Annotated in this window: 26 protein-coding genes and 1 tRNA gene; 5 read left to right on the forward strand and 22 right to left on the reverse strand. The window is 57.8% G+C overall.

Translation table 11 applies throughout. The features are described from left to right. Positions 1–329: 329 nt before the first annotated feature. Positions 330–1,700, reverse strand: a complete 1,371-nt coding sequence (locus DW754_RS05605; RefSeq protein ID WP_117637046.1) for an ATP-binding protein — start codon at positions 1,698–1,700, stop codon at positions 330–332. 157 nt (positions 1,701–1,857) lie between these two features. After that, positions 1,858–2,622, reverse strand: a complete 765-nt coding sequence (locus DW754_RS05610; RefSeq protein WP_233508883.1) for a DeoR/GlpR family DNA-binding transcription regulator — start codon at positions 2,620–2,622, stop codon at positions 1,858–1,860. A gap of 205 nt (positions 2,623–2,827) precedes the next feature. Between DW754_RS05610 and DW754_RS05615 the strand changes: the two genes are divergently transcribed. Beyond that, entirely contained in the window at positions 2,828–3,880 is a 1,053-nt protein-coding gene (locus DW754_RS05615; RefSeq protein ID WP_158561618.1) for an aldose epimerase family protein, read from the forward strand. A 326-nt stretch (positions 3,881–4,206) separates the two neighbouring features. Here DW754_RS05615 and DW754_RS05620 read toward each other — a convergent pair whose 3' ends face one another. Next, positions 4,207–4,689 carry a PTS sugar transporter subunit IIB gene (locus DW754_RS05620; protein WP_117637050.1) on the reverse strand — a complete coding sequence of 161 codons (483 nt, stop codon included), beginning with the start codon at positions 4,687–4,689 and terminating at the stop codon, positions 4,207–4,209. A gap of 207 nt (positions 4,690–4,896) precedes the next feature. Between DW754_RS05620 and DW754_RS05625 the strand changes: the two genes are divergently transcribed. The 3 genes from DW754_RS05625 to DW754_RS05635 all read left to right on the forward strand — a co-directional run bounded on the left by DW754_RS05625 (position 4,897) and on the right by DW754_RS05635 (position 6,119). Beyond that, positions 4,897–4,972 (forward strand) — tRNA-Thr (locus DW754_RS05625). 257 nt (positions 4,973–5,229) lie between these two features. After that, entirely contained in the window at positions 5,230–5,739 is a 510-nt protein-coding gene (locus DW754_RS05630) for a hypothetical protein (RefSeq protein WP_117736086.1), read from the forward strand. Positions 5,740–5,753: 14 nt separating this feature from the next. Next, positions 5,754–6,119: a hypothetical protein gene (locus DW754_RS05635; protein ID WP_117736085.1), complete on the forward strand. Its 366-nt coding sequence runs from the start codon at positions 5,754–5,756 to the stop codon at positions 6,117–6,119. A gap of 136 nt (positions 6,120–6,255) precedes the next feature. On the opposite strand, the gene DW754_RS05640 is transcribed toward DW754_RS05635, so the two are convergent. From DW754_RS05640 to DW754_RS05655, 3 genes are all read right to left on the reverse strand, one after another. Further along, positions 6,256–6,729 carry a YhcH/YjgK/YiaL family protein gene (locus tag DW754_RS05640; RefSeq protein ID WP_089572396.1) on the reverse strand — a complete coding sequence of 158 codons (474 nt, stop codon included), beginning with the start codon at positions 6,727–6,729 and terminating at the stop codon, positions 6,256–6,258. Between the two features lie 197 nt (positions 6,730–6,926). Next, complete coding sequence (locus DW754_RS05650; protein WP_117648435.1) at positions 6,927–7,862, reverse strand: hexose kinase; 936 nt, start codon at positions 7,860–7,862, stop codon at positions 6,927–6,929. Between the two features lie 59 nt (positions 7,863–7,921). After that, positions 7,922–8,803 carry an aldose 1-epimerase family protein gene (locus DW754_RS05655; protein WP_117758690.1) on the reverse strand — a complete coding sequence of 294 codons (882 nt, stop codon included), beginning with the start codon at positions 8,801–8,803 and terminating at the stop codon, positions 7,922–7,924. A gap of 157 nt (positions 8,804–8,960) precedes the next feature. Between DW754_RS05655 and DW754_RS05660 the strand changes: the two genes are divergently transcribed. Then, positions 8,961–9,545 carry a hypothetical protein gene (locus DW754_RS05660; protein ID WP_117648434.1) on the forward strand — a complete coding sequence of 195 codons (585 nt, stop codon included), beginning with the start codon at positions 8,961–8,963 and terminating at the stop codon, positions 9,543–9,545. A gap of 75 nt (positions 9,546–9,620) precedes the next feature. Here the strand turns inward: DW754_RS05660 and nagA are convergent, their stop codons facing one another. From nagA to DW754_RS05740, 16 genes are all read right to left on the reverse strand, one after another. After that, on the reverse strand, positions 9,621–10,790 hold the full coding sequence (gene nagA / locus DW754_RS05665; protein WP_117646248.1) for an N-acetylglucosamine-6-phosphate deacetylase: 1,170 nt from the start codon (positions 10,788–10,790) through the stop codon (positions 9,621–9,623). A gap of 119 nt (positions 10,791–10,909) precedes the next feature. After that, positions 10,910–12,076, reverse strand: coding sequence for an SIS domain-containing protein (locus tag DW754_RS05670; protein WP_117756829.1), 1,167 nt, complete (start codon positions 12,074–12,076; stop codon positions 10,910–10,912). Positions 12,077–12,190: 114 nt separating this feature from the next. After that, on the reverse strand, positions 12,191–12,922 hold the full coding sequence (locus DW754_RS05675) for a GntR family transcriptional regulator (RefSeq protein WP_117758691.1): 732 nt from the start codon (positions 12,920–12,922) through the stop codon (positions 12,191–12,193). A 185-nt stretch (positions 12,923–13,107) separates the two neighbouring features. Next, the gene (locus DW754_RS05680; protein ID WP_117758692.1) at positions 13,108–14,190 is read right to left on the reverse strand and encodes a PTS system mannose/fructose/sorbose family transporter subunit IID; all 1,083 of its coding nucleotides are present in this window, start codon (positions 14,188–14,190) and stop codon (positions 13,108–13,110) included. Further along, positions 14,180–14,980: a PTS sugar transporter subunit IIC gene (locus tag DW754_RS05685; RefSeq protein ID WP_035137676.1), complete on the reverse strand. Its 801-nt coding sequence runs from the start codon at positions 14,978–14,980 to the stop codon at positions 14,180–14,182. The genes DW754_RS05680 and DW754_RS05685 overlap by 11 nt, the downstream gene beginning before the upstream one ends. 90 nt (positions 14,981–15,070) lie before the next feature. Further along, positions 15,071–15,553, reverse strand: coding sequence for a PTS N-acetylgalactosamine transporter subunit IIB (gene agaV / locus DW754_RS05690; protein ID WP_117640370.1), 483 nt, complete (start codon positions 15,551–15,553; stop codon positions 15,071–15,073). A 36-nt stretch (positions 15,554–15,589) separates the two neighbouring features. Next, positions 15,590–15,871, reverse strand: a complete 282-nt coding sequence (gene yajC, locus DW754_RS05695) for a preprotein translocase subunit YajC (RefSeq protein ID WP_022094612.1) — start codon at positions 15,869–15,871, stop codon at positions 15,590–15,592. Next, the gene (locus DW754_RS05700) at positions 15,871–16,314 is read right to left on the reverse strand and encodes a PTS fructose transporter subunit IIA (RefSeq protein ID WP_117758693.1); all 444 of its coding nucleotides are present in this window, start codon (positions 16,312–16,314) and stop codon (positions 15,871–15,873) included. The genes yajC and DW754_RS05700 overlap by 1 nt, the downstream gene beginning before the upstream one ends. A 630-nt stretch (positions 16,315–16,944) precedes the next feature. Next, complete coding sequence (locus tag DW754_RS05705; protein ID WP_117758694.1) at positions 16,945–18,039, reverse strand: hypothetical protein; 1,095 nt, start codon at positions 18,037–18,039, stop codon at positions 16,945–16,947. A gap of 126 nt (positions 18,040–18,165) precedes the next feature. Beyond that, positions 18,166–19,251 (reverse strand): isocitrate/isopropylmalate dehydrogenase family protein, encoded by a 1,086-nt coding sequence (locus DW754_RS05710; RefSeq protein WP_117635809.1) that lies wholly within the window; start codon positions 19,249–19,251, stop codon positions 18,166–18,168. A 6-nt stretch (positions 19,252–19,257) separates the two neighbouring features. Then, positions 19,258–19,956 carry a HEAT repeat domain-containing protein gene (locus DW754_RS05715; RefSeq protein ID WP_117758695.1) on the reverse strand — a complete coding sequence of 233 codons (699 nt, stop codon included), beginning with the start codon at positions 19,954–19,956 and terminating at the stop codon, positions 19,258–19,260. Between the two features lie 12 nt (positions 19,957–19,968). Further along, on the reverse strand, positions 19,969–20,397 hold the full coding sequence (locus DW754_RS05720) for a hypothetical protein (RefSeq protein ID WP_006236251.1): 429 nt from the start codon (positions 20,395–20,397) through the stop codon (positions 19,969–19,971). A gap of 5 nt (positions 20,398–20,402) precedes the next feature. Then, positions 20,403–21,482: an NAD(P)-dependent oxidoreductase gene (locus DW754_RS05725; RefSeq protein WP_117758696.1), complete on the reverse strand. Its 1,080-nt coding sequence runs from the start codon at positions 21,480–21,482 to the stop codon at positions 20,403–20,405. A 98-nt stretch (positions 21,483–21,580) separates the two neighbouring features. Further along, positions 21,581–22,534: a DegV family protein gene (locus DW754_RS05730; RefSeq protein ID WP_117758697.1), complete on the reverse strand. Its 954-nt coding sequence runs from the start codon at positions 22,532–22,534 to the stop codon at positions 21,581–21,583. Between the two features lie 79 nt (positions 22,535–22,613). After that, positions 22,614–23,198: a ribosome hibernation-promoting factor, HPF/YfiA family gene (gene hpf / locus DW754_RS05735; protein WP_035137685.1), complete on the reverse strand. Its 585-nt coding sequence runs from the start codon at positions 23,196–23,198 to the stop codon at positions 22,614–22,616. Positions 23,199–23,515: 317 nt separating this feature from the next. Next, on the reverse strand, positions 23,516–24,523 hold the full coding sequence (locus tag DW754_RS05740; RefSeq protein ID WP_158561619.1) for an ABC transporter substrate-binding protein: 1,008 nt from the start codon (positions 24,521–24,523) through the stop codon (positions 23,516–23,518). Between the last annotated feature and the right edge of the window lie 531 nt (positions 24,524–25,054).

Genomic DNA, 25,054 nt, shown 5'->3' on the forward strand with positions numbered 1-25,054 from the left:
GCGCGCCGCCCCCGGTCTTTTTTGTTTTTGAGCGGGTCGAGGTCCGTTTGTCTCAATCTGTAACATCTAGCCGAGTTTTTCGGTCCCACCTGTTACAGATTGAGACAAACGTGGAGGCCGGGCCGAAATATCTAAATCTGTAACACTTAACCCGGTTTTGGACGTCTAGTTGTTACAGATTTAGATAAACGTGCGAGCCAATCCCTTCAATCTAAATCTGTAACAACTAGCTTGTGTTTTCGCCCCTAGCTGTTACAGATCGAGACAAATAAAAAAGACCGGGCTGACAATCTCAGCCGCATGCCCCCTTTTTGGCCGCATTCCACCGATTAGATAAAGATCGTCATATACAGAGGTAGATATATCCTATGCCCTTCAGCCCTGAGCTGTTTTGGGTGAAGAACTATCTCTTCTCCGACTCGTCGTTCGAATCGTCTGCCGAAATCGTCAAGCGAGATTGTTGAATACGATTTGGAAGATTTAACTTCAACAGGAGTGACCCGCGGTTTTCCAGCCGCGTCTTCAAAGCCGCGCGAAACAAGAAAATCAATTTCACGCGTTCTGGGCCGACTCCCCTCTGTTTTGGAAGGCTCCTGCCAGCTGTAATAAAAAAGCGAATGCCCCAGACTCTTAAGCTGCTGCGCCACGATGTTCTCGATTAGCATTCCTTTATTAATTGAAATTCTTCCAAATTGAATGTCTCTATGAACATCCATAAGGTCCGGACCATCATCAAACGCCAAGCTCACGAGCAATCCCGTGTCCGCCATATAGCATTTAAGCGAAGACGCGTCCTCGTGCAGGCGGTAACCCACGCTCGGATCACTGCATAAATAGCAACGGTTAATCAGTCGCGCATCCTCAAGCCAGATTAACGCCGACTCATATGTCTCAAAACGGGACCCCTTCTCCACGCTGTCAAATTTGAACCGTTTATTTGCCGCAGATAATTGACCCGGAATATCGTCATAAACCGCCCGCGCACGTCTAGCGTCCGAACCTCCAAACTTGGCAATGTCCTCCCTGTACAGTGCGATAATCTGCCGTTTAACCCTGTCGCATCCTCTAAAATCATTCTCTGCCACAAAGGAGTCGACCGACTGAGGCATACCACCGACAAGCATATACTCATCAAATAATCTCATGCACGTCGCATGAACGCCGTCCGGAAGCGCGGTCCGAGATTCGCGCGCTTTACGGATCTCTTCTGCATAAAGATCTTTTCCGGTCGCCCAAAGATACTCCTCAAAATCGAGGGGCTCGAGAGGGATTCTTTCTTCCTCTGACGGTATGACAATGCTATCGACATTCTTTTTGATGGAGACAAGAGAGCCTGTCTCGATGTAATCAAATCTGCCGTCTTCTACAAGATGCTTTATGTATTCGCGCGCGATGGGAAACCGCTGCACTTCATCAAAAATGACCAGCGACTCTCTCGGTTCGAGGGCCTTACCATACTGCAGCTGAAGCATGCGTAAAAAAAGATCGACATCTTCACGATGGTTCAGAAATATATCGAGCGTGGCTTTGCTAGCAGCCGAAAAGTCAATGTACAGATAATCCTTGTATTCATTTTGCGCGAAGCACTTGACGAGCGTCGTTTTGCCAACGCGTCTTGCACCCTCAATAAGCACCGCAGTGCGCCCTTGCGAGCGTTCTTTCCACTCCTGCAGACGATCATATGCCTTCCGTTTAAACATAATCTCACCTCAGCATAATTTACGTGCTAGTTTACAAAAATACCGACCTTCAGATATATCTAATAATACAAAAATACCGAGCTTTAAATGAGCTTATAGTTACAAAAATACCGACCATTGCAAAGGTCACAACAAACAATATCTCCGGCAACGCTCGCTAGCAGATGACCTGCGTGTGCTCCTCGATGGCGGCGCGGTTCTCGTCGGCAATATCCGGCTCGCACACCACGGCGTCCAAGCTGTCCAGGCGGCAGAAGGTGTAGAAGTCACGTTTGCCGATCTTGCTGGAGTCGGCGATCAGATAGCGCGAGTCCGCCTTGCTAAAGGCGAGCTGCTGGATACGGCCCTCGTCCATGTTGGACGTGGATACGTCACCGTCCAAGATACCGTTGGCGCCGATAAACGCCGCATCGATGCCCAGCGCGCGCAGGGTATCCTCGGCCGTTGGTCCCACAAAAGCGGCGGTGCGGCGACGGTACATACCGCCCACGAGGCACAGCTCGCAGTCTTCGCGCGCCTCGAGCAGGTTAAACACCGAAAGCGAATTGGTCACAATGCGCAGGCGAAACGTCGGCAGCATCGAGGCCATCTGCTCAACCGTGGTGCCCGTGCCCAAAAAGATGGTCGAGCCCTCCTCGATAAGCTCCACAGCACGGCGCGCAATCTGCAGCTTTTCCTCGGCATGCTTAGTGCGCTTTTCGCTGTGCGAATACTCATGGCGCAACATAGCGTGCGGACGGCCCTGTGCACTGCGGGCTCCGCCGTGCACGCGCTCAATCTCGCCTAGGCTCGCAAGTTCTTCGAGGTCGCGGCGAATCGTCATGTCCGAAACGCCCAACGCATCCGAAATCTCTTTGACCGAGACCGTGCCCTGCTCCTCGAGCAGCTGACGAACCTTATCCTGTCGCTCTGCCTTAATCACGATGAATCCTCGCCGTTCTTTGCGCGCATATCATTCAAACAGTAACGAACAAATTGTATCAGACTCGTACGCGTCAAAAATGAACGCCCGCACAGCTCCAATCATCACTTTTTTGAGAAAAATACCCCCAGCTTTAGTGGGGTGTAGTGATAATCTCGCCTGTTCGCGCTACAGTTTGTCGGAATACCTCGATGTTAGGAACCAAATGATCACTTCCGAGCTTTTCGGCACCGCGCCGTGCGGTACCCCCGTTCATCGCTACACCCTCAACGGGCCCGAGATCTGCGTTCGCATTATGGACTATGGCGCCACCGTGCTGGGCATCGATGTGCCCGACATTCCCGGCAACGTACGCGATGTGGTGCTGGGCTTTGATAAGCTCGAGGATTACTTTGACAACCCCGCCTGCTTTGGTGCGACCATCGGCCCCGTGGCAAACCGCACCGCTGGCGCCACGATCGCCATCGACGGCACGGACTGGCATATGCCCGCCAACGAGGGCGCCAACAACCTGCACAGCGACCTTGAGCACGGCCTGCACAAACGTGTGTGGGATGTTGAGCTCGACGAGGTCCATAACGCCGTGCGCATGACCACCTCGCTTAAGGATGGCGAGCTGGGCCTGCCCGGCAACCGAACCTTTACGGCCGTGTTTACCGTTACGCGCACCGGCGTCTTCCGCATCGATTATGGCTGCGAGAGCGACCGCGCCACCTACGTGTCCATGACCAACCACACGTACTTTAACCTTGCAGGCCATAACGCCGACATGGACTGCGAACATTTCTTTGTCGCCAACGCCGCCCACTACCTGCCCATTAACGAGCAGAACATCCCCACCGGCGAGATTGCTCCGGTCGAGGGAACACCGTTTGACTTTCGCGAGCTTCGCCCCGTCGCACCCGGCATGGAGGCCGACGACCCGCAGATCAAGCAGGCCCGTGGCTACGATCACTGCCTGTGCATCGATGGCTATCAGTACGGCCGCAACCTGCGCCGCGCGATGCACGTCGAGGAGATGTGGACCGGTCGTGAGATGGACTACTACACCACTGCCCCGGGCGTGCAGCTCTACACCGGCAACTGGCTGGGCGACGAGCACGCCAAGGACGATGCCAACTATGGCTGGGGCGCCGGCTTTGCCCTCGAGGCCGAGATGTACCCCGACACGCCGCACCAGCCCCTGTTCCCGCAGGGCATTGTGGGCCCGGGCCATCCCTACAGCAATGTGATCGAATACCACTTTATGAGGCACTAAGCCCGCAACGCGACATATCGCACAGCAGCGCCCGCCGGCACCACCGCCAGCGGGCGCTTTTTCATCTTTTAGGCTCGTTTTTTCTGTGACTGTATGAGTGACATATCAAAACTATGCCCATTTACTACGTTTAGCCCGGGATGCTCGACCATGCACCGGTTTTTGTTACATTTGTGAGCAGTATACCTGCGGTTTTGTTTATCTCAAATTCGACATGCTCGACGATAGCCAATCAAACGTAGTAAATGGGCATAGTTTTTGACAGGCGGCATCGCACGCGTCCCTCGCAAGGGCAAAATGATCCGTTTTCCTCCGTCCCCAAGGGATCAGTTGAACAGATTGCCAATGGGGTCGGGGGCGGAACTGGGGAGATAGCGGATTTCTAGCTCTATGCCGAGCTTTTGCAACTCTTTGAAGGCGGCGATGTCCGTATCGTCTACGGCAATGGTAGGCGTTGCAGAGCGCTTGCCCTCCCCTGCCTGCATATGGCCAATGCTGATCTTGGTTATTGGCACACCACCCTTAACCAGCGCGAGCGCATCGGCGGGTGAGGCCACTATGATCAAGATCCATTGACGCGGCGTTGCGGTATGAATGATGTCGATAGTCCTTTGCACCGAGAAAAACCGCGTCCAAACGCCTTCTGGCACCGCCACCCTCATTGGTGCCCATTGGCGCGAATCCGCCGCGATCTCATCGTTGACGATTAGGACAAGGTTGGAACCCACGGCTTCGTTCCACAGCTCAACGTCTTGCCCGTAAATGAAACGGTCATCGATACGCGTAAGAAGAATCTTGGGTTGAGCCATGGCTGCCCCATTCTGTTTGAGACCCATACGAGCGGGACGTCGACCACCAACTCAACAGCAGGTCAAGTAACAAATGGGCACTGCAGACATCACGCCTCTAATATTAGTGCATTTAAAGTGAGAAAAGCCGTCAGAACACTTGCGCGGATGTGTGATGTCCCGTATCATAGACAGCCGTTGACGCCTCAGTTGCGTCATCATATGGCCGCCAGCGTAGCTCAGTTGGTAGAGCACCGCTCTCGTAAAGCGGGGGTCACCGGTTCGAGCCCGGTCGCTGGCTCCATTACACAAGATAGCCGCCTTCGGGCGGCTTTTTTGTTGCCGATTTTGAGTGCGTGCGCGCCAATCCAAACATCGCCACGTCAACGGCGGCCCACTCGGTGGACTTCGGGTTTAATGCTTAGGGGCGGGGATTTACCAAAGTGAAATCTTAATGAAAAGAAACCCAGCTGCAACAATTGCCATGGTGAGGGCTCAAATTGGCCATATAGATCTAAAATAGTCACAATATACAAATGTCGAGAGATATTGGCGATATAGATGAAAAGAACTAAGGGTTTTCTTTTGTTGGTAATGATGCTGCTCGGACTGTTCTGCCTGAGTGGCCCTTCTTGGGCCGAGGCTGCCTGTCCTGAAGGTGAGCCTCAGCAGTCTTATACGGGCAGCCTGCTGATAACTGCTAAGGAGGGCGATGCCGACTCTCAGTCTGGGGTAAATCCCCTTGCCACTTTTGAGGGGGACGGCGGAACGGTCAAGCTTGACCATATTGGTAGCGGGATTTTGAGGTGGCAAGTTCTTCCGGACAAAATTGCGAACGATCCCTTCTCTTTTGCTGGAACGATATATCTATACAAGGTTGTGAGCGGAAAACAAAAATACGTCGATTGCTATCCGACAAACGGGTCTGGAATTGCATTCACCGGCATTTCGGGGCAGATTGATACACATGTACGAAAGGGAACCTATGTGGTGCGTTGGGTTGGAGCTGCTGCAGGCCCGATATGGATTGCGGTCTTGCGCCCCGATGTCCAAATAGGTTTCTCTCTCTAGACGGGAAGTTGCTCATGGACGCCATATATGACGGAGATGACTGGGTCGATCATTATACTTGGCGCCTGGTCGGCTCGAACGACAATGGGGATGTGGTGTTTGATGGACTATGTCCAAAGCATCTCCATCCTTTTGTCTCGTCGTTAATTGAGAGTTCCGCTCGTGTTGCCCCCTACAGCTCGGCATCGCTTCATGATACGGACGTTTTGAAGACCATAAGGGAATCAATTGACGAGGGAACGATGAGCGGCCCGCTGTTTTCTCGGCTTGTGGGGCTAGATGAGATTGGCTCGAAACGACTGCTTGCGGGCGAAAAAGTGGAACTCACTTATCGGTCGATGATTTCAATCCTGCGGCTAGCCGATGTTCTTCGCAAATAAATGAGGCTTCCCTATTCAAAAAACCGAAAACCCCGCCAAACGTGATTTCCCTAGGGAAAAAACGCTTGGCGGGGTCCTGGCGTGTTTTCCCTAAGGGGATCACGCCATCAGACGAGCAGCTCAGCCGAGCAGTTCGCTACTCCTCCCAGTAAGCATCTGCAAGCAGCTTAAAGCAAATCTTCTTGACCGGCTGTGCGCCATCGCCCGGGAACTCGAGCGTGGGCATGTGAGGCTCGCCGGCAACGAACAGTGCAAACTTATCGTCGGCAAGATCGCCGGCGATCGAAGCGTCGGAATCGACCAGATCGTAGTCGTCCTTCTCGTCAAACTCCTGAACCAGCGTCAGGCTGCCCGTGGCGACCTTAAAGGCCTCGCGACCCTCGACGTCGATCTGCAGGTCGTGATAGCGCTGATGCGTCTCATAGTGAGCCTCGGCCTCGGGACGCGTCGTGGGAGACATGACGTTCGCAAAGACCTTCTCACCCAAAATCGGATGGCTGCCGACCTCGAGCTGTGCCGGGTCGTTCTCCTCGAGCCAGTCGATCAGCACGTCGAGGCCCTTGAGCATTCCGCGGTACTCCTCGATATCGCCCAATGCACCGTAAATCATCTAAATCCCCTCTCGGATCGCTTCTTTGGCGGCTAATCGGCAAACGCGTTACCGATGCTGTTGCCACCCACATACGCCTCGACCAGGGTAAGGTCGGGATTGAACACGACAAACTCGGCGTCGCGCCCCAGCATAATGCTACCGCACTTGTCGTCGACATGGGCTAGCAAGCAATGCCGGGGCCGACGCCCAGGCTTTTACAGCTCGGTCACGACAACGCCGTTGTAGACCTCGTCCCAACGGTCCATGACCAGATGGCCGGTCATGGGATCCATGGCATTGAGCTTGCCGCAGGTGTTGGCGGTACGCAGCACCGTCTCGTCATCCGCGCCAGCAGCAATCGCATGCGCGAAGCCGGCAATGGTCGAATCGCCAGAGCCCGTAGCGTTAACGGCGGGGATATCGGGGGTCTTGGCGCGGAATGCACGGCCATTATGGAAGCCCACGGAGCCGGCAGCGCCCATGGACACGACGACCCAGGGGATATCGGAGAAGCGGGCATCAGAGGCGAGCGCGGCGCGGAGCTCGTCCACATCGTCGGTGGTAAAGCTCGTGCCCAGAAGGCCGTTAATCTCGGTCAGGTTAGGCTTGACCAGCTCGGGCTTAATTTCGGACTTAAGGGCGGCCTCGAGCGAAGCACCCGAGGTATCGAGCAGCACCTTGGCGCCGGCGTTCTCGGCAATACCCGTGATCTTGGCGTAGTAGCCCGCCTCGACACCACGGGGCAGCGAACCCGAGATGGTAACGACAGCGGCCTTGCTCGCAAGCTCGGCGAACTTGGCGGTAAAGGCATCGAGCTCCTCGGGGGCAATCGTCGGGCCGCTCTCGAGTAGCTCGGTCTGGTTGCCGGCGTGGAGGATGTTAAGGCAAATGCGAGTCTCGCCCTTGATGGGTACAAAATCATTCTTAATGCCGTTGGCATCCATGAGCTCGGCCATGTAGGCGCCCATGTGGCCGCCGAGTAGACCGGTTGCCACAACGTCGTCGCCCAGCTGACCCAGTACACGGGCCACGTTGAGACCCTTGCCGCCGGCGGTCTTTTCGGGCGTCACACGGTTAACGTCGTCGATAATGAGCTCATCGAGCTGATAGCGTGTATCGACGGACGGGTTCATCGTAACGGTGAGGATCATTTTTAGCTCCTTATCTCGCAGGCTCCTTGTGCCTCGCGATACGAGTCGACAAAACGGAATTACAGAATCTCAATCGTGAACGAGCGAACGACGGTCTCCTTGGGCTTGGCGACAAGGCAGCCGCGCTTATGCTCAAGCACGTCATCCTCATCGGAGCAGGTCGAAAGGCCGCCCCAAGGCTCAACTGCCACAAAATCACCCTCGGGCTTGCTCCACACAATGAGATATGGGAAGCCCTCAAAGCTCAGGCGAACGCCCTTGTCCTCGCCCTTTTTGGAAAGCGTGACCTGGCGGCTCTCGAGCACGTCAAAGATGGTCTCCGCAAAATCGAAGAGCTCGTGCGACAGGGGCAGCGTCTTTCCCACCATGGGGTTCTTGGAGCGGTTGGTCACGTCAATCAAGCCAGTCGAGGGGACGGCAGTGCAAAGCTCCGCCGCCTCGTCCTTCTCGAAGCGTAGCTCGTAGTCCGTATAGGCCTCGCCCTCGTCGAGCGGGCACCTAAAGCCGGGGTGTCCACCGATAAAGAACGGCATGTCCTCGGTGCCCTCGTTGGTCACCTCATAGGAGACGCGCACGGCAGCGTCCTCGAGCGTATAGCGGGCGACGAGCTTAAACGGATACGGATAATCGCTCAGCAATGCAGCGTTATCCTCGGATGCCAGACACACAGCCAGCTCGTTCGTGCTTTGGCTCAGCAGTTTCCACTCCTGCTTACGCGCAAACCCGTGGCGGGCGAGCTTCACATGATGCCCAGCGAACGTCATGGCGCTGCCGTCGCGCAGACCTCCGCAAATCGGGAAGCAGACCGGCGCCTGACCGGACCATACTGCGGGGTCGCCCTGCCACAAATACTCGCGACCGTCGGCCTCAATCGAGGTAAACGAGCCGCCGGCAGTGGAAACCTTAATAGAAATCGAATCGTTGGAAAGAGCGTATTCCATTACCCATCCTTTCGAACAACTGCTTTATTTCACGCAAGCGCCCGTTTCAATCCTAACCATAGAACAAACCCGCACGCTCATCGATGCGTCCGGTATCCCGGTCATGTAACGGGGTACCATACAGACATTGATGCAATTACAGCTGAAAGGCCTTCTTATGCGAACCATCATTCTTTATGCCTCACGCCACCACGGCAATACGAAAAAGCTCGTGGACGCCATCGTCGAGGCGCACCCCGAAATCGATACCCTCGACGTGAAAACGCTCGGCAAAAACGAGTATCCCAACCTGCACGAATACCATCTGATTGGTGTCGCCACGGGCATCTATTACTCCGAGATCGACAAGGACATGGCACGCGTGCTCACTAACGTGCTGCAGCCGCAGGACAAGGTGTTTGGCCTTATGACCTACGGTGGCAAAAACAAGTGGTACGGCAAGGATATCGATGGCATCTGCCGCATGAGGCAGGCCATCTTTATGGGTGTCTACGGCTGCCCCGGCTTTGATACGTGGGGGCCGTTCAAACTCACCGGCGGGGTCCAAAAGGGGCACCCGACCGCTGAGGAAATTAAGGGTGCCGTCGACTTCTTCGACAAGATCGAAGACGAGTATGGAGACATCATCGTCGAAGAGTACGCCAAGCGCGAGAAGCGTCTAGCCTACGAAAAGGAGCATCCTGCAGGAGGCCTGGTGGCCGGCGTTAAGCGCACGGCAAAGAAGATCGCTAACAAGCTGTAACTGTAAAGGTGCTTTTGAGCGTTTAACCCATACGGCGGGTCCGAGCAGATTCGGGCCCGCCGTCTTTTTCTTTCGTTACTCGGTAAAGGCGTTGCCGACGCTCTGGCCGCCAACATACGTCTCGACGAGGGTGAGCTCATGGTCGAACACGACAAAGTCGGCGTCGCGACCCGGCATGATGCTGCCGCACTTATCCTCGATGTGCGCGGAGCGTGCCGGCACCTCGGTTGCCATGCGAATGGCGATATCGGCGCTGGCGATGCCCCAGTCGACGATGTTCTTGACGCCCTGGGCAAGCGTGAGCACCGAACCGGCAATGCTCTTGCCATCGGCGAGCCAGCACAGGTTGTCCTTCATGATGACGTCCATGCCGCCGCTGGTGTAGCTGCCCTCGGGCATGCCGCCGCAGCCCAGGCAGTCGGTGATGAGTACCGTGTGCTGCCAGCCCTTGGCCTGCAGCAGCGCCTTGATGGCGGCAGGGTTTACGTGCTTGCCGTCACAGATGATCTCGGCGTAAGTCTCGGACGTGGACATAGCAGCACCCACGACACCGGGCTCACGGTGATGCAGCCCGCGCTGGCCGTTATAGGTATGCGTAAAGCAGCTGGCACCGGCGTTGATGGCAGCGATGCACTCATCGTAGGTGGCGTCGGAGTGACCGATGCTGGTCACCACACCCTTGGCGTTCAGAGCAGCCGCATAAGCAGCGGCACCGTCGCGCTCGGCCGCCATGGCGCTCTTAACGATGCGACCGCCCGCAGCCTCCTGCCACTGATCGAAGACCTCCTCGGAGGGGTCGATCAGATAAGCGGGGTTCTGCGCGCCCACGTGCTTCATGGTAAAGAAAGGGCCTTCCAGGTAGATGCCCTGAATGCGAGCACCGCAGAAGTCGGGGCCGCGACCCTCGTCCGCCTGGGCGATGGCGGCGCAGGCGTCCTTAATCTGCTCGACGCCATCGGTGAACGTCGTGGGCAGCCAGCTGGTGGTGCCGCGACGGGCGAGCTCGGTCGAGCTGATATCGATGCCCTCGGGATCGTTATCGGTAGTCGAGTGGTTATAGAAGCCATGGATGTGGGTGTCGACCATACCCGGTGCGATCCACGATCCCGTGTAATCCTTAATCTCGCAAGAGGGCTCGTCGGCCTGCCAGGCGCCAAAGACGCCATCCTCGACCATAAGATAGCCGCCCAGCTGCGGACCTGCCGGCAAGAAGAACTTGTCAGCCTTAATTGCGTACGTGCTCATATGCACTCCTTGCTTCTAAAGCAGTTGACTGTGGTGATGCTTATACCCGGTCCAAGTGAAAACAAAAAGCGCCCGCCCGCCGTTATGAGCGGACGGGCGCCCTTACAGGGGGGACGCGATTAAGCGGTGAAGGGGTGAATCGTCACGCCCTTAACCACGCGGTTGACCGTGCCGGTGGGGCTCGGCGTATCGGGCGTGTTGCCCACGCGCACGGAGTTGAGCAGGCTGATGGCCTGGGCAAACATCACGAACGGCAGGGCAAGGTAGCCCTCGGGGAGTGCCTCATAGCCCTTAAAGGTGAAGGACTCGCCCTCGTAGACGGTAGCGCCATCCTGCTGAACGGCAACGGTGTGCTGAGCGATCTTGTCGCCACCGATCTCGTTGAGGATGTCGATATCGTACTGACGGGTGTAGGCATCGTTGTTGACGAACACGAACACGAGGGTCTTGTCGTCGACGAAGGACTTGGGTCCGTGACGATAACCCATAGAGGTGTCGTAGGAAGTAGCGACCAGACCGTGAGCGAGCTCGAGGATCTTGAGCTGGCTCTCCTGGGCAAGGCCACCGAAGGAGCCGGAACCCAAGTAGGTCACGCGGTTGAAGTCGCCAGCCAGGTAATCGGCGACCTCGGGCTCACGAGCGATGACCTCCTCGCCCATCTTGGCGATGGTCTCGACCCACTCGGCCTTCTGCTCGTCGGAAGCCTCGTCAAAGATGAGGGTAGAGAGCAGGGTCATACAGGTGTAAGAACCGGTCATGGCGAAGCCCTTGTCGTTGGCGCGCGGGATGAGCAGCGTCAGCGCATTGGGGTCATCAGCGGACTCGACAGCGAGCTTGCCCTCGGGAGCGCAGGTGATGTTGAGGAACTTGACGTTGTGGACGAGCTCCTTGGCAACGGCGACGGCGGCAAGGCTCTCGGGGCTGTTGCCAGAGCGGGCAAAGGAAACCACGAGCGTGGGATCCTCGGCGCGCAGGAAGTCGCGCGGGGCGCTCACGATATCGGTCGTGGCGATGGGCTTAAAGTCGTAGAGATCAGTGTTGCCAGCGTGACGCAGGTACGGGGCGCAGGTATCGCCAACATAGTCGGACGTACCGGCACCGGTGAAGACAACGGACAGACGGCCCTCGCCCATAGCGCGAGCCTCAGCCAGAAAGGCCTCGATGGCCTCTTTGTTCTCGCGGTAGATGTTGAGCGTATCACGCCAAAGCTCGGGCTGCTGGGCAATCTCGGCCGTGGTGATCTGGGCGCCGAGCTCAGTGAGCTCCTCGACACTCTTCTCGAACATTTCTAATACCTCTCTCTAGAAGTAATCCTCTGACGTGCAATTATACACTTCAGTTGGTTATCTGGTAGTAACCAGTTGACTGCAAAGAATCAACACAACGAAACAAGTGCATCATTAATCGTTGCGCTGGTGATAAACCTTGTACTTAAACTGGTCGGCACGAGCAACCGAGAGCGTATACTCCACAACCTCGTTTGACTCGTTATACGTAGTCCTGACCAAATCGAGCACTGGCGAGCCCTCGACGATTCCCAAAAGGTGAGCGTCGGTGGGACGGGCTATGCTCGCATAGAACTCCTCTTCGGCCACGCGTATCTTTTGTTGGAAATCTTGCTCAATCACATCGTAGAGCGGTTTACGCTCCAAGAGCGGACGCTTGAGCGACAAGAACTTACGCACCGGCAGATAGCTGCGCTCGACCATCATGGGCATGTTGTCGGCGGAACGAAGGCGCTTGAGCTTAAAGATACGGTCGCCGATGCGGCACCCCATATGCTCGGCCAGATTCTTATCGGCCTCCATCTCGCAAAAATCGAGAATCGTGGTCTCTGGTTCGCGACCCATCGCACGCATCTGCTCGGTAAAGCTGTAGGACTGCGTAAGATTGGTTACCTTTGCCGAACGGTCAGTCACAAAGGTGCCGCGACCGTGCTGCCGAACCACCAGCCCCAAGCGTTCCAACTCCTGCAGGGCCAGGCGCACTGTGGTGCGCGAGAGACCATAGCGCTCCGATAATTCGCGCTCGGAAGGAATCATGTCACCGGCATGATATTCATGGTCAATCTTTTCGGTCAGAATATCGACCAGCTGATCGTATAGGGGCTGTTTGCGCACTCCGATCGCCATCCTATCCTCCCTTTTGCTCGAATTCGGCTAACTACCTAGGGTGTTAAGCATTATCAGTCCGCAACACCCGAATCATCAAGAAAACAAAAGCCGCGCGCTCTTTCGAGCACGCGGCTTTTAACATACACATGGCTTAAGGGGTCGGGGTGTGAGCCGCGTAGGGACACACCCCTCAAGCTAGAGCCTTACCAGATGCTCGGCCAGAGACCAAGCGGGCCAGCGCCCAGGATGCCCAGGACGAAGAGCAGCAGAATGCCCTTGGTCGGGGTCCAGCTGTGCTTAGCGAACATGTAGTAAAGCAGCAGCGTAAGCATAAGCGGGACGAGCTTCGGGACGATGGTGTTGAGGGTGTCGGCAACGGAGAAGTTGACCGGATCCTCGGTGACGGTGCCGTAGGTAACGGACTCCATGCCGTTGCCCAGATCGGTGACGCCGCACTCGACAGCGTTGCCGTCGGCATCGGAAGCGGTGAGGGCGTTGCCGTCCTCATCGGTCATGGCGATGGTACCGGCCTCAGCGGTCTCGGTATCGATGCCCTCCATACCGGTGAAGTTCTCGGCCTCCTTCTCGGAGACGATCACGGTATTGGCGGAGAGGCCACGGGTGGTGCCGTTGGGGATCTGGAGGTTGATCTGGGTGCCACCCATGGTGACGACCAGGCAACCGACGACGAAGACGCCCATGATGGAAGCGGCACGCGTGAAGGCCTGCATGTTGGCAGTCAGAGCGTCAATAGCGCTGGTGCCAAGCTTGTAGGACCAGTTCATGAGCCAGAAGCGCAGAGCGAACTGGACGACGTTGAAGATCACCAGGAAGATGATCGGCGCAGCGGCGTTGCCGTTGATGGCCATGTTGGAGGTGATGCCGGCCGTGATAGGCACGAGCGTCAGCCAGAACAGGGCGTCACCGATACCACCGAGCGGGCCCATTGCGGCGACGCGGACGGCGCGGATCGTGGGGATGTCAACCTTGTTCTGCTCGAGCGAAAGCACGATACCCATAACAAAGGTGACGAGGAACGGGTGGGTGTTGAAGAACTCCAGGTTGTGGCTCATGGAAGCCGCGAGGTCGTTCTTGTTGGTGTGGATCTTCTCCAGACCGGGGATGATGGAGTAGAGCCAGCCAGCGGCCTGCATGCGCTCGTAGTTGAACGATGCCTGCAGGAAGCAGGAGCGCCAAGCCATCTTGTTGAGGGTCTTCTGGTCGAGCTGCGGAGCAGGAGTGAGATCCTCGTAGTGCTCCGGGATCACATACTCATTAGATGCCATCTTCGAAGTCACCTCCGTCAGAAACAGCTGCACCCTTCAGCTCGGTCTGCTGCTGGAAGTCCCAGAAAGCGATGCCGAAGCCGATGAGAGCGAGGATGAGCAGGGCAGGGGTTGCCAGAGAATCGTTGGCAACGGTGATGAGTGCGAGGCCAAAGCCCATGAGGAAGAAGCCCCACATATCGCGGTTCATCATAACCTTGAGCAGGACGGCGAAGCCGACGAAGCGCATCATGCCGCCTGCAGCGGAGAGACCGGTCTGCAGCCAAGTCGGGATGGCGGAAGCGATGGTCTGACCGATGGTAGCGCCAGCGATGAAGAACAGGGTGACGACGACAGCGAAGATCAGGCCGAGCAGAGCCATGGCGAAGTAGTTCAGACGCTCGATACCCTTGGTGTCAGCGTTGTGAGCCATGTTGTCCGCGGAGGACATGAGCGGCGACATAAGCGTGAAGACCAGGGTAACGCCGAGCTGACCAAGCAGAGCGAACGGAATGGCAAGACCGACTGCCGCGTTGGGCTCAAGGCCCGTAGCGATAGCGAGAATGGCTGCCATGATGCCGCCGATAACAGCGTTAGGCGGCTGAGCACCTCCGATCGGCATGTTGCCGATCGTCATGAGCTGATAAGTACCACCCACGAGAAGACCGGTGTTGAGGTCGCCAAGGATAAGACCGATGACGGCGCCGGTGACGATGGGCTGATAGAGAGACTCGAGGAAGTTAAACTGGTCGATTGCCGCGACGAACGTGACGATGAAGACCAGAGCGACCTGGAAGATCGTGTATTCCATCTTGCTCCTCCTTTCAAAATGTATGTACGCACTTTGGATTTCACGTACAGAATGTCAGGGTTTCACTCCTGACAACGTGGATCACGAGGATTACGAGAAGAGCTTGCTCGTGTCCTCAACAGGCGTGCTCGGAACGCGCCTGATCTCCAACTCCACCCCCAATTCCTGCAGCTCTTTAAACGCAGCGACATCCTCGTCGTTAACTGCGACGGAGGTGGCGACTTGGCGCTTTCCTTCCGACATGTGCATGTTGCCGATGTTTACCTTCTTTATAGGCACACCGCCCTTGACGAGCGTAAGCACGTCTTCCGGTGTTTCGGCCACGATGAAGATCTTCTGGCGCGGGCTCGCCTTGCCGATGACGTCGATGGTCTTCTGCAGGGAGAAGAAACGCGTAGCGACGCCGGTGGGAGCGGCCATCTTCATGAGGTTCTGACGCATGGTGTTGGTCGACACGTCGTCGTTGGCGACGAGGATGAGGTTGGAGCCCAGGGTGGAGTTCCACTGGGTAGCGACCTGACCATGGACCAGTCGGTTATCGATGCGGGTAAGAAGAATGTTGGGTTCTGCCATGTTGATCAGCTTCCTTTCGTTATTTGCTGACGACAGTTACTTGATCTCCTGAATCGCGTAACGCGAAACATCTACGACGGCTCCGGATCGGACTTTGATCTGGACCTTTTCGCCTTCGATGCCTTTGACGGTTCCGTAGATACCGCCGGCGAAAAGAACCTCCTGACCCGGCTTGAGCTCGGTGTGCAGCTCCTTGAAGTACTTCTGCTTCTTCTTCATGTTGATTTGCGACCAGATGGTGTAAATCAAGCCCATGATGACAAGCAGGCCCAAAAGAGCGACCGAAGAGCTCAGGACGTTGGCTCCGAAATCGGCCATTAGATGCCGTCCTCGTCGCCGAAGATATCCTCTTCCTCGGCACCAGCGACGGAAGCGACCGTCTGGGCGGTGATGCCCGTCTGGCCAACGGTCACGGCCTGCTCGCCAAGCTCGGCGAGCGTGGCGTTGCCGCGGAGGAACAGAAGCTCAATAACCATGGGAAGGTTAGTTCCAGTCAGAATCTCGACGTTGTCGACATCCTGGGCAATCATCATTGCCTGGTTGAACGGGGTACCACCAAGCAGGTCGGTAAAGACGAGCACGCCATCGCACTCCTCGCGCATGGCGGTAATAGCGGCGCGGAGATCCTCACCGTAGGAAGCAGCCTGGTCGCCCTCAAAAGGAACGACGGTAAAAGCGGGCTGATCACCAGCGACCATAGCGATAGCGCTTGCGATGCCGGGTGCGAACTGTCCATGACCGGTAAGAATAAAGCCAACCATTCAAATTTCCCTTCCGAAGGTGTGTACGATCTGAGTCCGATAGTTTTCGGAAGCCAGCGGGCGGGTGCCCTTAAAGCTTCTTGGAAAGCGTTCTTTGAAGACCAGTGGTTTCTCAACTGGTAGTAACCACGTGACGTGTTGTTGTCACTATATCACCACAGAAGAGGTTGCTTTCGTTGATTCATACAGTAAAACGTTTTTGCACCGTTCACGGCGAAAAATCGACCGTTTACCGCTCATTAACACTTCTACCTGCGATTTTGAAACCGTTTCGAAATGATTTGACGAAAGATCGGAACTTTTTTCGTGTCTAAACAACGCAGGGTGGCTAAAAATGGCGTGTAGAAAAAATGCAGGTCATTGTGAAGATTTGTGAATTGGTCTTTTTGACTTAATACCAGTTAGAACCAGTTTAGAAATTATCGGTGAACGGTAGTTTTTGACCGTTCACCGGTTATTTGCAATCGTTTACGGCCGTTTTCCAGGATGAATTGAGGATACCCGATGAAGCACTTGCACGGGCGCAAGTCCTATCCTAGTGGTTTCGGTAACAAAATGCCCGCTAGAACTTTGTCGTTCTAGCGGGCTTAATCAGGTAGATCGGTTAGCGCGCAGTAGTGCAGACAGATCTTACGCAAACAGGCCGTAGATGCTGATGTTGGCCTTGGCATAGAGGCCGTTAGCATACTCGGTCCACTTGGAGCTAGCGCTTGAGGCCTGCGAGGAATACTGCTGGTAGGCGGTGTAATAGGCGGTCATGGCCTGCTTATAGGTGGCACTTTCGGCGGTAAAGGCATCGTTAGCGAAGGCCTTAGCGTAGGTGCTGTTCTCGTCCTTCCAGGTGCCCTTCGAGCTATCCCACTCGTCACCGGCAAGGTTGATGATGTAATCGGCGTAATCCTTGCTCGCGGTGTCCTCGTTGCCGTCAGAAGGCTCAGTCGGAGCGGTCGGCATGCTCGCGGAAGCATCGCCCACCTTCTTCTTGTAGAGCTTCTGCAGCGTCGCGGACTGGCGGACGATCCGCTTGGCCTGGTCCTTGGACACGCCATACTGCTTGGCCATGGTGTCGTAGTCCGAGGTGCCGATAGAATCCTCGGCGTACTTCTTCATCTCCTTAGAAGAGATGGTAATGCCCTCGTCCTCGGCAGCATCGAGCAGAATCTTGTTGCGCACGTAGGACAGGATGACGTCGGCAGAGGGGGCGGTGTAGTTGCCGTTGCTATCCTTGACGGTATCGAGGCTGTACTGGCTCTCGATGGCCTCGCGCGCGGTGATGTCGCTCTTCTTGCCGTTATAACTATAGCTTGCCACGGTCGAATCGAGCTGGTCCTCGGTCAGGGTCGACGAACCGACGCCCTTGCCGCCAAAGCCGCCATTGCCAATAAAGAAGCCGACCACCGCAGCGATTACGACTGCAACCACAAAGGCGGCAATCATCGTCTTCTTGTGCTTGGATACGTGATCGTCCCCGTCGGAACCCAGGATATCGTCGTCCTCATCCTGGGCCTCGGGCATCAGATTCTCGTCAGCGGCATCTGCGGCGATCTGAGCCTCCAGACGGGCGTCCTCTTCCTCGGCCGTCGTGCCAGCAGCAATGTGCTCGGCAGACGTACCGGCGACCAGGTCGATCTTCTCGTCCTCGTCACCGTCGGGGCCTTCGCCGCGCTCGATGATCTGGATGCCGTCGATCTCGTCCTTCTCGTCCTTCTTTTGAATCAGACCCATATCGGTTACTCCTTGTTAGGAAACATAGTCCCCAATAGAATACGCCCGACAGAGCGCCGGGCGTATTGATTCTTAGGTTATACGCAAACACTTAAGTACTATTTGGGCGTTTGCAGTGTGCATGCCTTAGGCCAGGTGCGCGATAACGGCATCGGCAAATGCCTGCGTACCCACAGCGCCCTCAACGGAGCCGGTCTGGGCACGACGCACGTCACCGGTAACCTGCTCGCCCTCGTCGAGCGTGGCAGATACGGCCGCACGGATGCGATTGGCGGCATCGTTCTCGCCCAGGTGGTCGAGCATCATTGCAGCAGAGAGGATCTCGGCCGTGGGGTTGGCGATATCCTGGCCAGCGATATCGGGTGCCGAACCGTGCGTTGCCTCAAAAATGGCGCAGTCGGCACCGATGTTGGAGCCGGGCGCCATGCCAAGACCGCCCACCAGGCCGGCGCACAGGTCGCTCACGATGTCGCCGTACAGGTTTGGCAGCACCAGGACATCGAAGTCGTTGGGGTTCTGGACCAGGCCCATGCAGGTGGCGTCGACGATCTTGTCGTTGAACTCAATGTCGGGATAGTTGGCGGCCACCTCGCGCGCAACGCGCAGGAACAGGCCGTCGGTCGCCTTCATGATATTGGCCTTGTGCACGGCCGTCACCTTTTTGCGGCCGCAGCGGCGGGCATACTCAAAGGCGTACTCCACAATACGGCGGCTCTTGGCGATAGAGATGGGCTTGATCGAGATCGCGGAATCGCCGGCGAATGTCTTTTGGCCCGAACGCTCGACAAGCTGCGAGAGCTCCTCGACCTCGGCAGCGCCCTCATCGAACTCGATCCCGGCGTAGAGGTCCTCGGTGTTCTCGCGCACGATGACCAGGTCGACGTCGCGGAAACGCGAGCCGTCGCCCGGCTGCGACAGGCAGGGGCGCACGCAGGCGTACAGGTCAAAGTGCTTGCGCAGGGCCACGTTAACGCTGCGGAAACCCGTGCCGACCGGCGTGGTGATGGGGCCCTTGATGGCAACCTTGGTCTCGGCGACCGCATCGAGCACGTGCTGGGGCAGCGGCGTACCAAACTCGTCCATGACGCCGGCGCCGGCCTCCTGGACGTTCCAGTTGATCTGGACACCGGTGGCCTCGACCACGCGGCGCATGGCCTGCGTAATCTCGGGACCGATACCGTCACCGGGAATCAGGACTACATCGTGCGCCATAATCTGTTACTCCTCGTCTTCGGCGTCGTCAGATTTTTTAACGCTAGCACGCTTCTTCTTTTTGGAGAGATCCAGGCCAAAACGTTTAACAAGCATTTCGTAAATCTCGCTCGAACGGGCCTTGAGATAGCTGCCCTTGCCGTTCTCGGCATCGAACTTAAGGCGCAGCGCAAGCTTCTCGGCAACCTCGGCGTCGATCTCGCCCTGGCAAAACTCGTACAGGCAACCGAGCATGTCGCGATACTCGAGGTCGCCGTGGTAGCACTGGATGGCCTCGTCCAGGATGGGCCAAGCCTCGCGCGAACGCTCGACGCTCGTGGCACCCCACACGCACAGCAGGCGGAAGGCGGCATAGCGCAGCGTGGAGGAGATCTCGTCGAACAGTGCAGTCTCGGCGCCCTCAAAGGCATCGCCCAGCTGCTCGGGGCAGGTGGTAGCGAGCGCCGTCAGGGCATCGAGGGCCTCCCAGCGGGTCTGCGCCTCGGGGCGGTCGAGCGCCTCGATCAGCGCAGGCACGCAGGGCACGACGCGCTGCGGGTCACGCTCGGCCAGCAGATGCAGCACGCGGGCGGCAAACTGGCGCATGCGGCGCGTGGGGCAGCCGAGCTCCTTGACCAGACGGTCGACGGCGTTCTCGTTCTCCTCTGCCAGCTGAAGCTGTGCCAGCTCCTCATCGGTGAGCTGTTCGTCTTTGTTTTCTGCCATAGTTACCTCTTCTTATTTCTTAGCGTGCTTGCCAGCACCCTTGCTGTCATCGGTGACCGAGATGAGCTGTCGGTCGGCTGCGCCATTGTGACGCGCACGGCGACGCTCCTCGGCGTCGCCCGCGTCGGCGGCGGCGCGGTGAGCCTTGTTGACGTTAAAGACCTCGTCGTGCTTGCGCCACGGACCGACGGACTCGCCAAAGCTCATCTTAAGGCCGGCGATAAAGCCGCCAAGCCAGCCGATCGGCGCAAACTGCACCAGCGGGAACAGCGAGAACACCCAGGTCAGCAGGACGACTGCCGCCGCTCCCGCAAAGTTGGCAATCCAGTAGTCGCGCTTGGTGATGACGCGCTTTTCGCACGCCCACTGGCCGCACAAAAAACCGATGTAGATCGCAAAGAGAAAGAGCACCAGTGCAAGCACCACGAACGTCCAGCTCATGGGCGCTACTCCTCGTGATGATGGCCGCAGCAGCACTCGTGGCCGTCGTCATGACCGTGGCCGCCGCAGCACTCGTGGTCCTCGCCATGGTGGTGGCCACAACCGCACTCGTGGTCGTCGCCATGCTCGCCGCAACCGCAGCCGTCCTCGTGAGCGCCATGCTCCTCGGGACGATACTGCGACCAGTCCAGACCGGCGGCGATGGCGTCGGCCTCCTCCTTATAGAGGACCGTGACGGCCTGGGTGCCCAGCTTGGCGCCACCGATGGCATCGAGCATGTCGTAGAGCGTAAAGGCCACGTCGGCGCCGGGCAGCGCAAGCTCGCGGTCGTCGGCATAGGCGAGCGCCAAGCGCAGGTCCTTAATGAAGTGCTCGACCATAAAGCCGGGCTTGTAGTCGCCGTCGAGCGCCTTGGGCGCCAGGCTCTCCATGGCGCCGGACTTGCCGGTGCCGCCCAGGATCATCTGACGGGTCTTCTCCAGGTCAAGGCCGCTCAGCTCGGCAAATGCCATGGCGTCTGCCATGCCGACCATGCAGGCGCCCAGCGACACCTGGTTGGCGAGCTTGGCAGCCTGGCCCTTGCCGGCGCCGTCGAAGCAGCAGATGTTGGCCGCGAAGGTGGCAAGGATGTCGCGGACCGGCGCGATGTCGTTCTCGGTGGCGCCCACGATAGCCGTAAGCGTGCCGGCGATAGCACCCGACTCGCCGCCGGTGACGGGGCAGTCAAACGCCATGCGGCCGGAAACCTGAGCGGCCTCGGCAATGTCGCGCGCCAGCTCGGGCGAGCTCGTGGTGAGGTCGATCAGGACCGCGCCGGGCTTAGTGCAGGCGAGCAGGCCGTCGCCCGCCAGGTAGAGCTCCTCGACCTCGGAGGGATAGCCCACCATGGTAAAGACGACATCGGCGTTCGCCACGGCATCGGCCGGCGTATCGGCCCAGGCGGCACCGCGCTCGATTAGCGCGGCGGCCTTGGACTTGGTGCGGTTGTTGACCGTGACAGGATAGCCGGCATCCAGGATGTGGCCGGCGATTGGGGCACCCATGATTCCGGTGCCGATGAATGCGACGGAGAGCTTGTTTGCCATGAAACCTTTCCTTTTGGGTTGGGTGTTGTTACCAAGTTGAATACTCAGCGCCAGCGCTTGGGCAGTGAGTTGGGATCGATTACGGCCGCGTTACTTGCCTACTGGCCGCGCACGCGACGCGCGATGCGGTCGGAAAGCGAGGCTTTCTCGGCGCGATTCTTGCCCCAAAACGCGCAGGCCACCATGCCGGGGCCCACGTGCGAGCCGATGGTGGGGCCCACGGAGCTGCGAATGATCGTGACGTCGGCGCAGCCCTCCTCCTTGCGGATGGCGGCCTCGAGCCAGTCGCCGTCCTTTTCGGCATCGGCCGTCATGATGGCGATGGGCATGGTGCGGTCGGGCACGTAGTTCTCGCGGAACGACTTGAGGATGGACTTGAGCGCCTTCTTGCGGCCGCGGTTGACGCCGATCAGCGACAGCGAGCCGGCCAGGTCGTAGGAGAGCTCGGGCTTGACATCGAGCTTTGCCGTGAGTTGCGCCGCCGCGGGCGGAATGCGGCCGCCGGCAGCCAGCGCGTCAAAGCTCTCGAGCGTAAAGTAGCCGTGGACGTAGGTCTTGGCCTCGTTTGCCCAGTCGACCAGCTGCTTGGCGGTGAGTCCCGCCGAGCGTTGGCGGACGGCCTCGAGCGCCAAGAGCTCGCCGGTCGCACAGGGCAGAGCGTTGTCGACCACGTAGAGCTCAAAGTTGGGATACTCGGCGCGCACGGCATCTGCCGCCTGGCACGCGGAGTTGTAGCTCGACGACAGCGCCGAGGTAAAGCACAGGTAGACCGTAGGCGTACCCTCTTTGGCGCACTCGGTAAAGAACTCGATATAGCGACCGAGCGACACAGCCGAGGTGGACACGCGGGCACCGGCGCGCATACGGTCGTAGAACTCCTTGGGTGTGATGCTCGACCAGATGTCATCCGTGCGCTCTTCGCCATCGATAATGAAGGGGAAACCCAGGATATCGACATCGAGGTTCGCGGCGACCTCGGGGCTAAAGTCGCAGCAGGTATCGACGACGATGCGGCAACGGTCCGAATGACCGGCGGATGCGGCCTTGTCCATCAAAGCGACTCCTTACGTAAAAAGGCGGCCACCCGCATGGGATGGCCGCCAGCCGTTAACTCATGCAAGTTAACGTATTTTACTCGTCAAGTGTTTCGATGCGGGGCTTGATGATGCCATATCCACCATTCTTACGGTGATACACCACATTGATAAGGCCGGTCGTCGCGTTCTCGAACACGTAGAAGTCGTGACCGAGCAGATCGGTCTGCACCAGCGCCTGCTCCTCAGTCATCGGAGTGACGTCGATAACCTTCTCGCGGACGAGCAGGTCGTCTTCCTCCTCGGGCAGCAGCAGGTCGGCCAGATCCTCGACGCGCTCGACCGGTGCGACATCCGCGGCGCTGGCACCACCCTGGCGGTTGTCCACGACCTTAGTCTTGAACTTGCGCAGCTGGCGGGTAACCTTATCGGCGGAGAGGTCGATGGCGGCATACATATCTGCGCCGTGCTCGGCAACGCGAATCACAGAGCCGCGGGCACGAACCGTGACCTCGACGATTGCCGGGTTGGGGTTCGAGGGGTTCTTCTCATAACGAAGCACGACGTCGACTGTCATGGGCTCGATATCGAAAACCTTGAGCGCCTCGCCGATCTTCTCATCCACATGCGCACGCAGAGCATCGGTTACCGTCGTCTTGCGTCCAGAAACCTTGATATCCATACGTGGCTCCAATCTGCCTCGGGGACTTACTGTACTGGCTATGTACCCATTGCCGTGCATTTAATCACGCGGATTCCTAAAGACCCGAATAACGATTGCTTAATACCGCATACCGAAGTCTCGCACTTTTCTGTGGCAAAGTGCGCTATGGGAGGGCGTCGGCGACTTTGTATTTGGTCCCGAAAATTGGCTTTGACCTGCTGGTTTTATAGGGATAAAAAAGCCGGGCTCCCCTATTGGGGAAACCCGGCAGTGCGTGTTGAAACCGTGAAGAGGTGTCCTTTCCAACGTATAGGAGACACCGCCCCTAGCAATAACTAGCTATTAAGTTTGTTAATGTCGTCGTCAGTGATGGTGCCTTCCTGGCTGGACGATTTGTCCTCGGAGGATGCGGTCTCATTGTTGGAATCGGAGGACTCGCTGCCGGAGGACGTGGTCTCACTGGACTCAGAGTCGCCCGGCTGCACGTTAGCGCCCGAAACCGTCTTAGTGGTGAGGTCGTAGGGAATCTGGCCGTACCAGACGCAGTGAACCGCCTCGAGCGTGCCGTCGGCCGTAATACCGTCGAGGGCATCGCTCACGGCACGACACAGTTCGTCATTGGACGAAAGGCCTGCAACACCAAGCGTCGAGGGCGCCTCGAGCGCACCGACATAGGAGATCTCGCTCATCAGGCGCGCAAGGTAACCGCCAGCCGTGGAGTCGCAGATCACATAGTCGACCTCGCCGGACTCGAGCGCCTCAAAGCACTCGTTGATGTTGGAGTAAGTCTTTTGGTTGGCGGTGATGCTCTGCTTAGCAAGCGCCTCCTGCGAGGCCGAGGACATCTGGATACCCAGAGTAGACGTGTTAAGGGTATCGGTGGAAACGCTCAGCGACCCACCATCGCTGGTTTTACCGAACACGGAAGCGGCATCGTACAGGCAGGTGCCGAGCGAGCTAACGTCCCCATCCGTGGAGTTGATCTCGCCGATAAAGATATCAGCCTTTTTGTCACCGAGCGCGGAACCTGCCGAGGACGCATCGACAAAGGCGACCTTAAGGCCCATGCGGCTTGCGAGGGCGCGGGCAGCGTCGACTGCATACCCCGTGAGCTCGCCGTCAGCGCCCTGCATGGCCTGCGGCGCATCGGAGGTATCGAGGGCAACCGTCAGGGTACCGGGGGTGACCAGGGCATCATCCGACACCGCGGGCGTGACGGTCTCGTACTCGATCTGGTCGATCGTGGGAGTCGTGAACGTAGACAGCGGGTTGAACGCGCATCCGCTCAGGCCCAAAACGGCGATGACCGCTGCGGTCCCAGCACCTAACCGAGCCGCGTGCATCAAGCTGCCCCTCACCATGTCCACTACCCTGCCTTCTGTGTCGTATACGATCCGTGCGTTGCGCGGAATATCAGGTTGTTCCCACCAGCTGACCTGGTATTTGACCCCACACTTGCGCACCGGGGTGTTTGCTCGGGAGGCCGCAGCCACCTTCACGACTGGCCCGCTCGCCCGCGAGGCGGTATTGCCCCAAAGAAAGTAGAACGGACGGTGCGGCTTACATCTAGGACGCGCCATGATCGCGCCGCGCGCACGCGGTCGCTTACGTGGATCCCTTTGACCGCGTCTGTCTTGGACTAGGACGGGCATTTCGTCCGTCCGCAACCACAGCCTGGTAGGAACGTAGCGCATTATAGCTAAGTTCAAGCTAAAGTTTAAGGTTAGGGGCGTCATTCGCATCGCGAGTACAGATTTCGCAGGTCGGAGTGGGCTATTCGTGCCCCTGTGAAGCCCGGAGCTCCCCTACGGTGAGTTCCGGGACGGTGGCGCGCGCAGACGTGGTGTAAGAGCGTCCCGAGGTCCGTCGCTGCA

It is taken from the genome of Collinsella sp. AM29-10AC, from assembly GCF_003469085.1.
Lineage (GTDB): Bacteria > Actinomycetota > Coriobacteriia > Coriobacteriales > Coriobacteriaceae > Collinsella.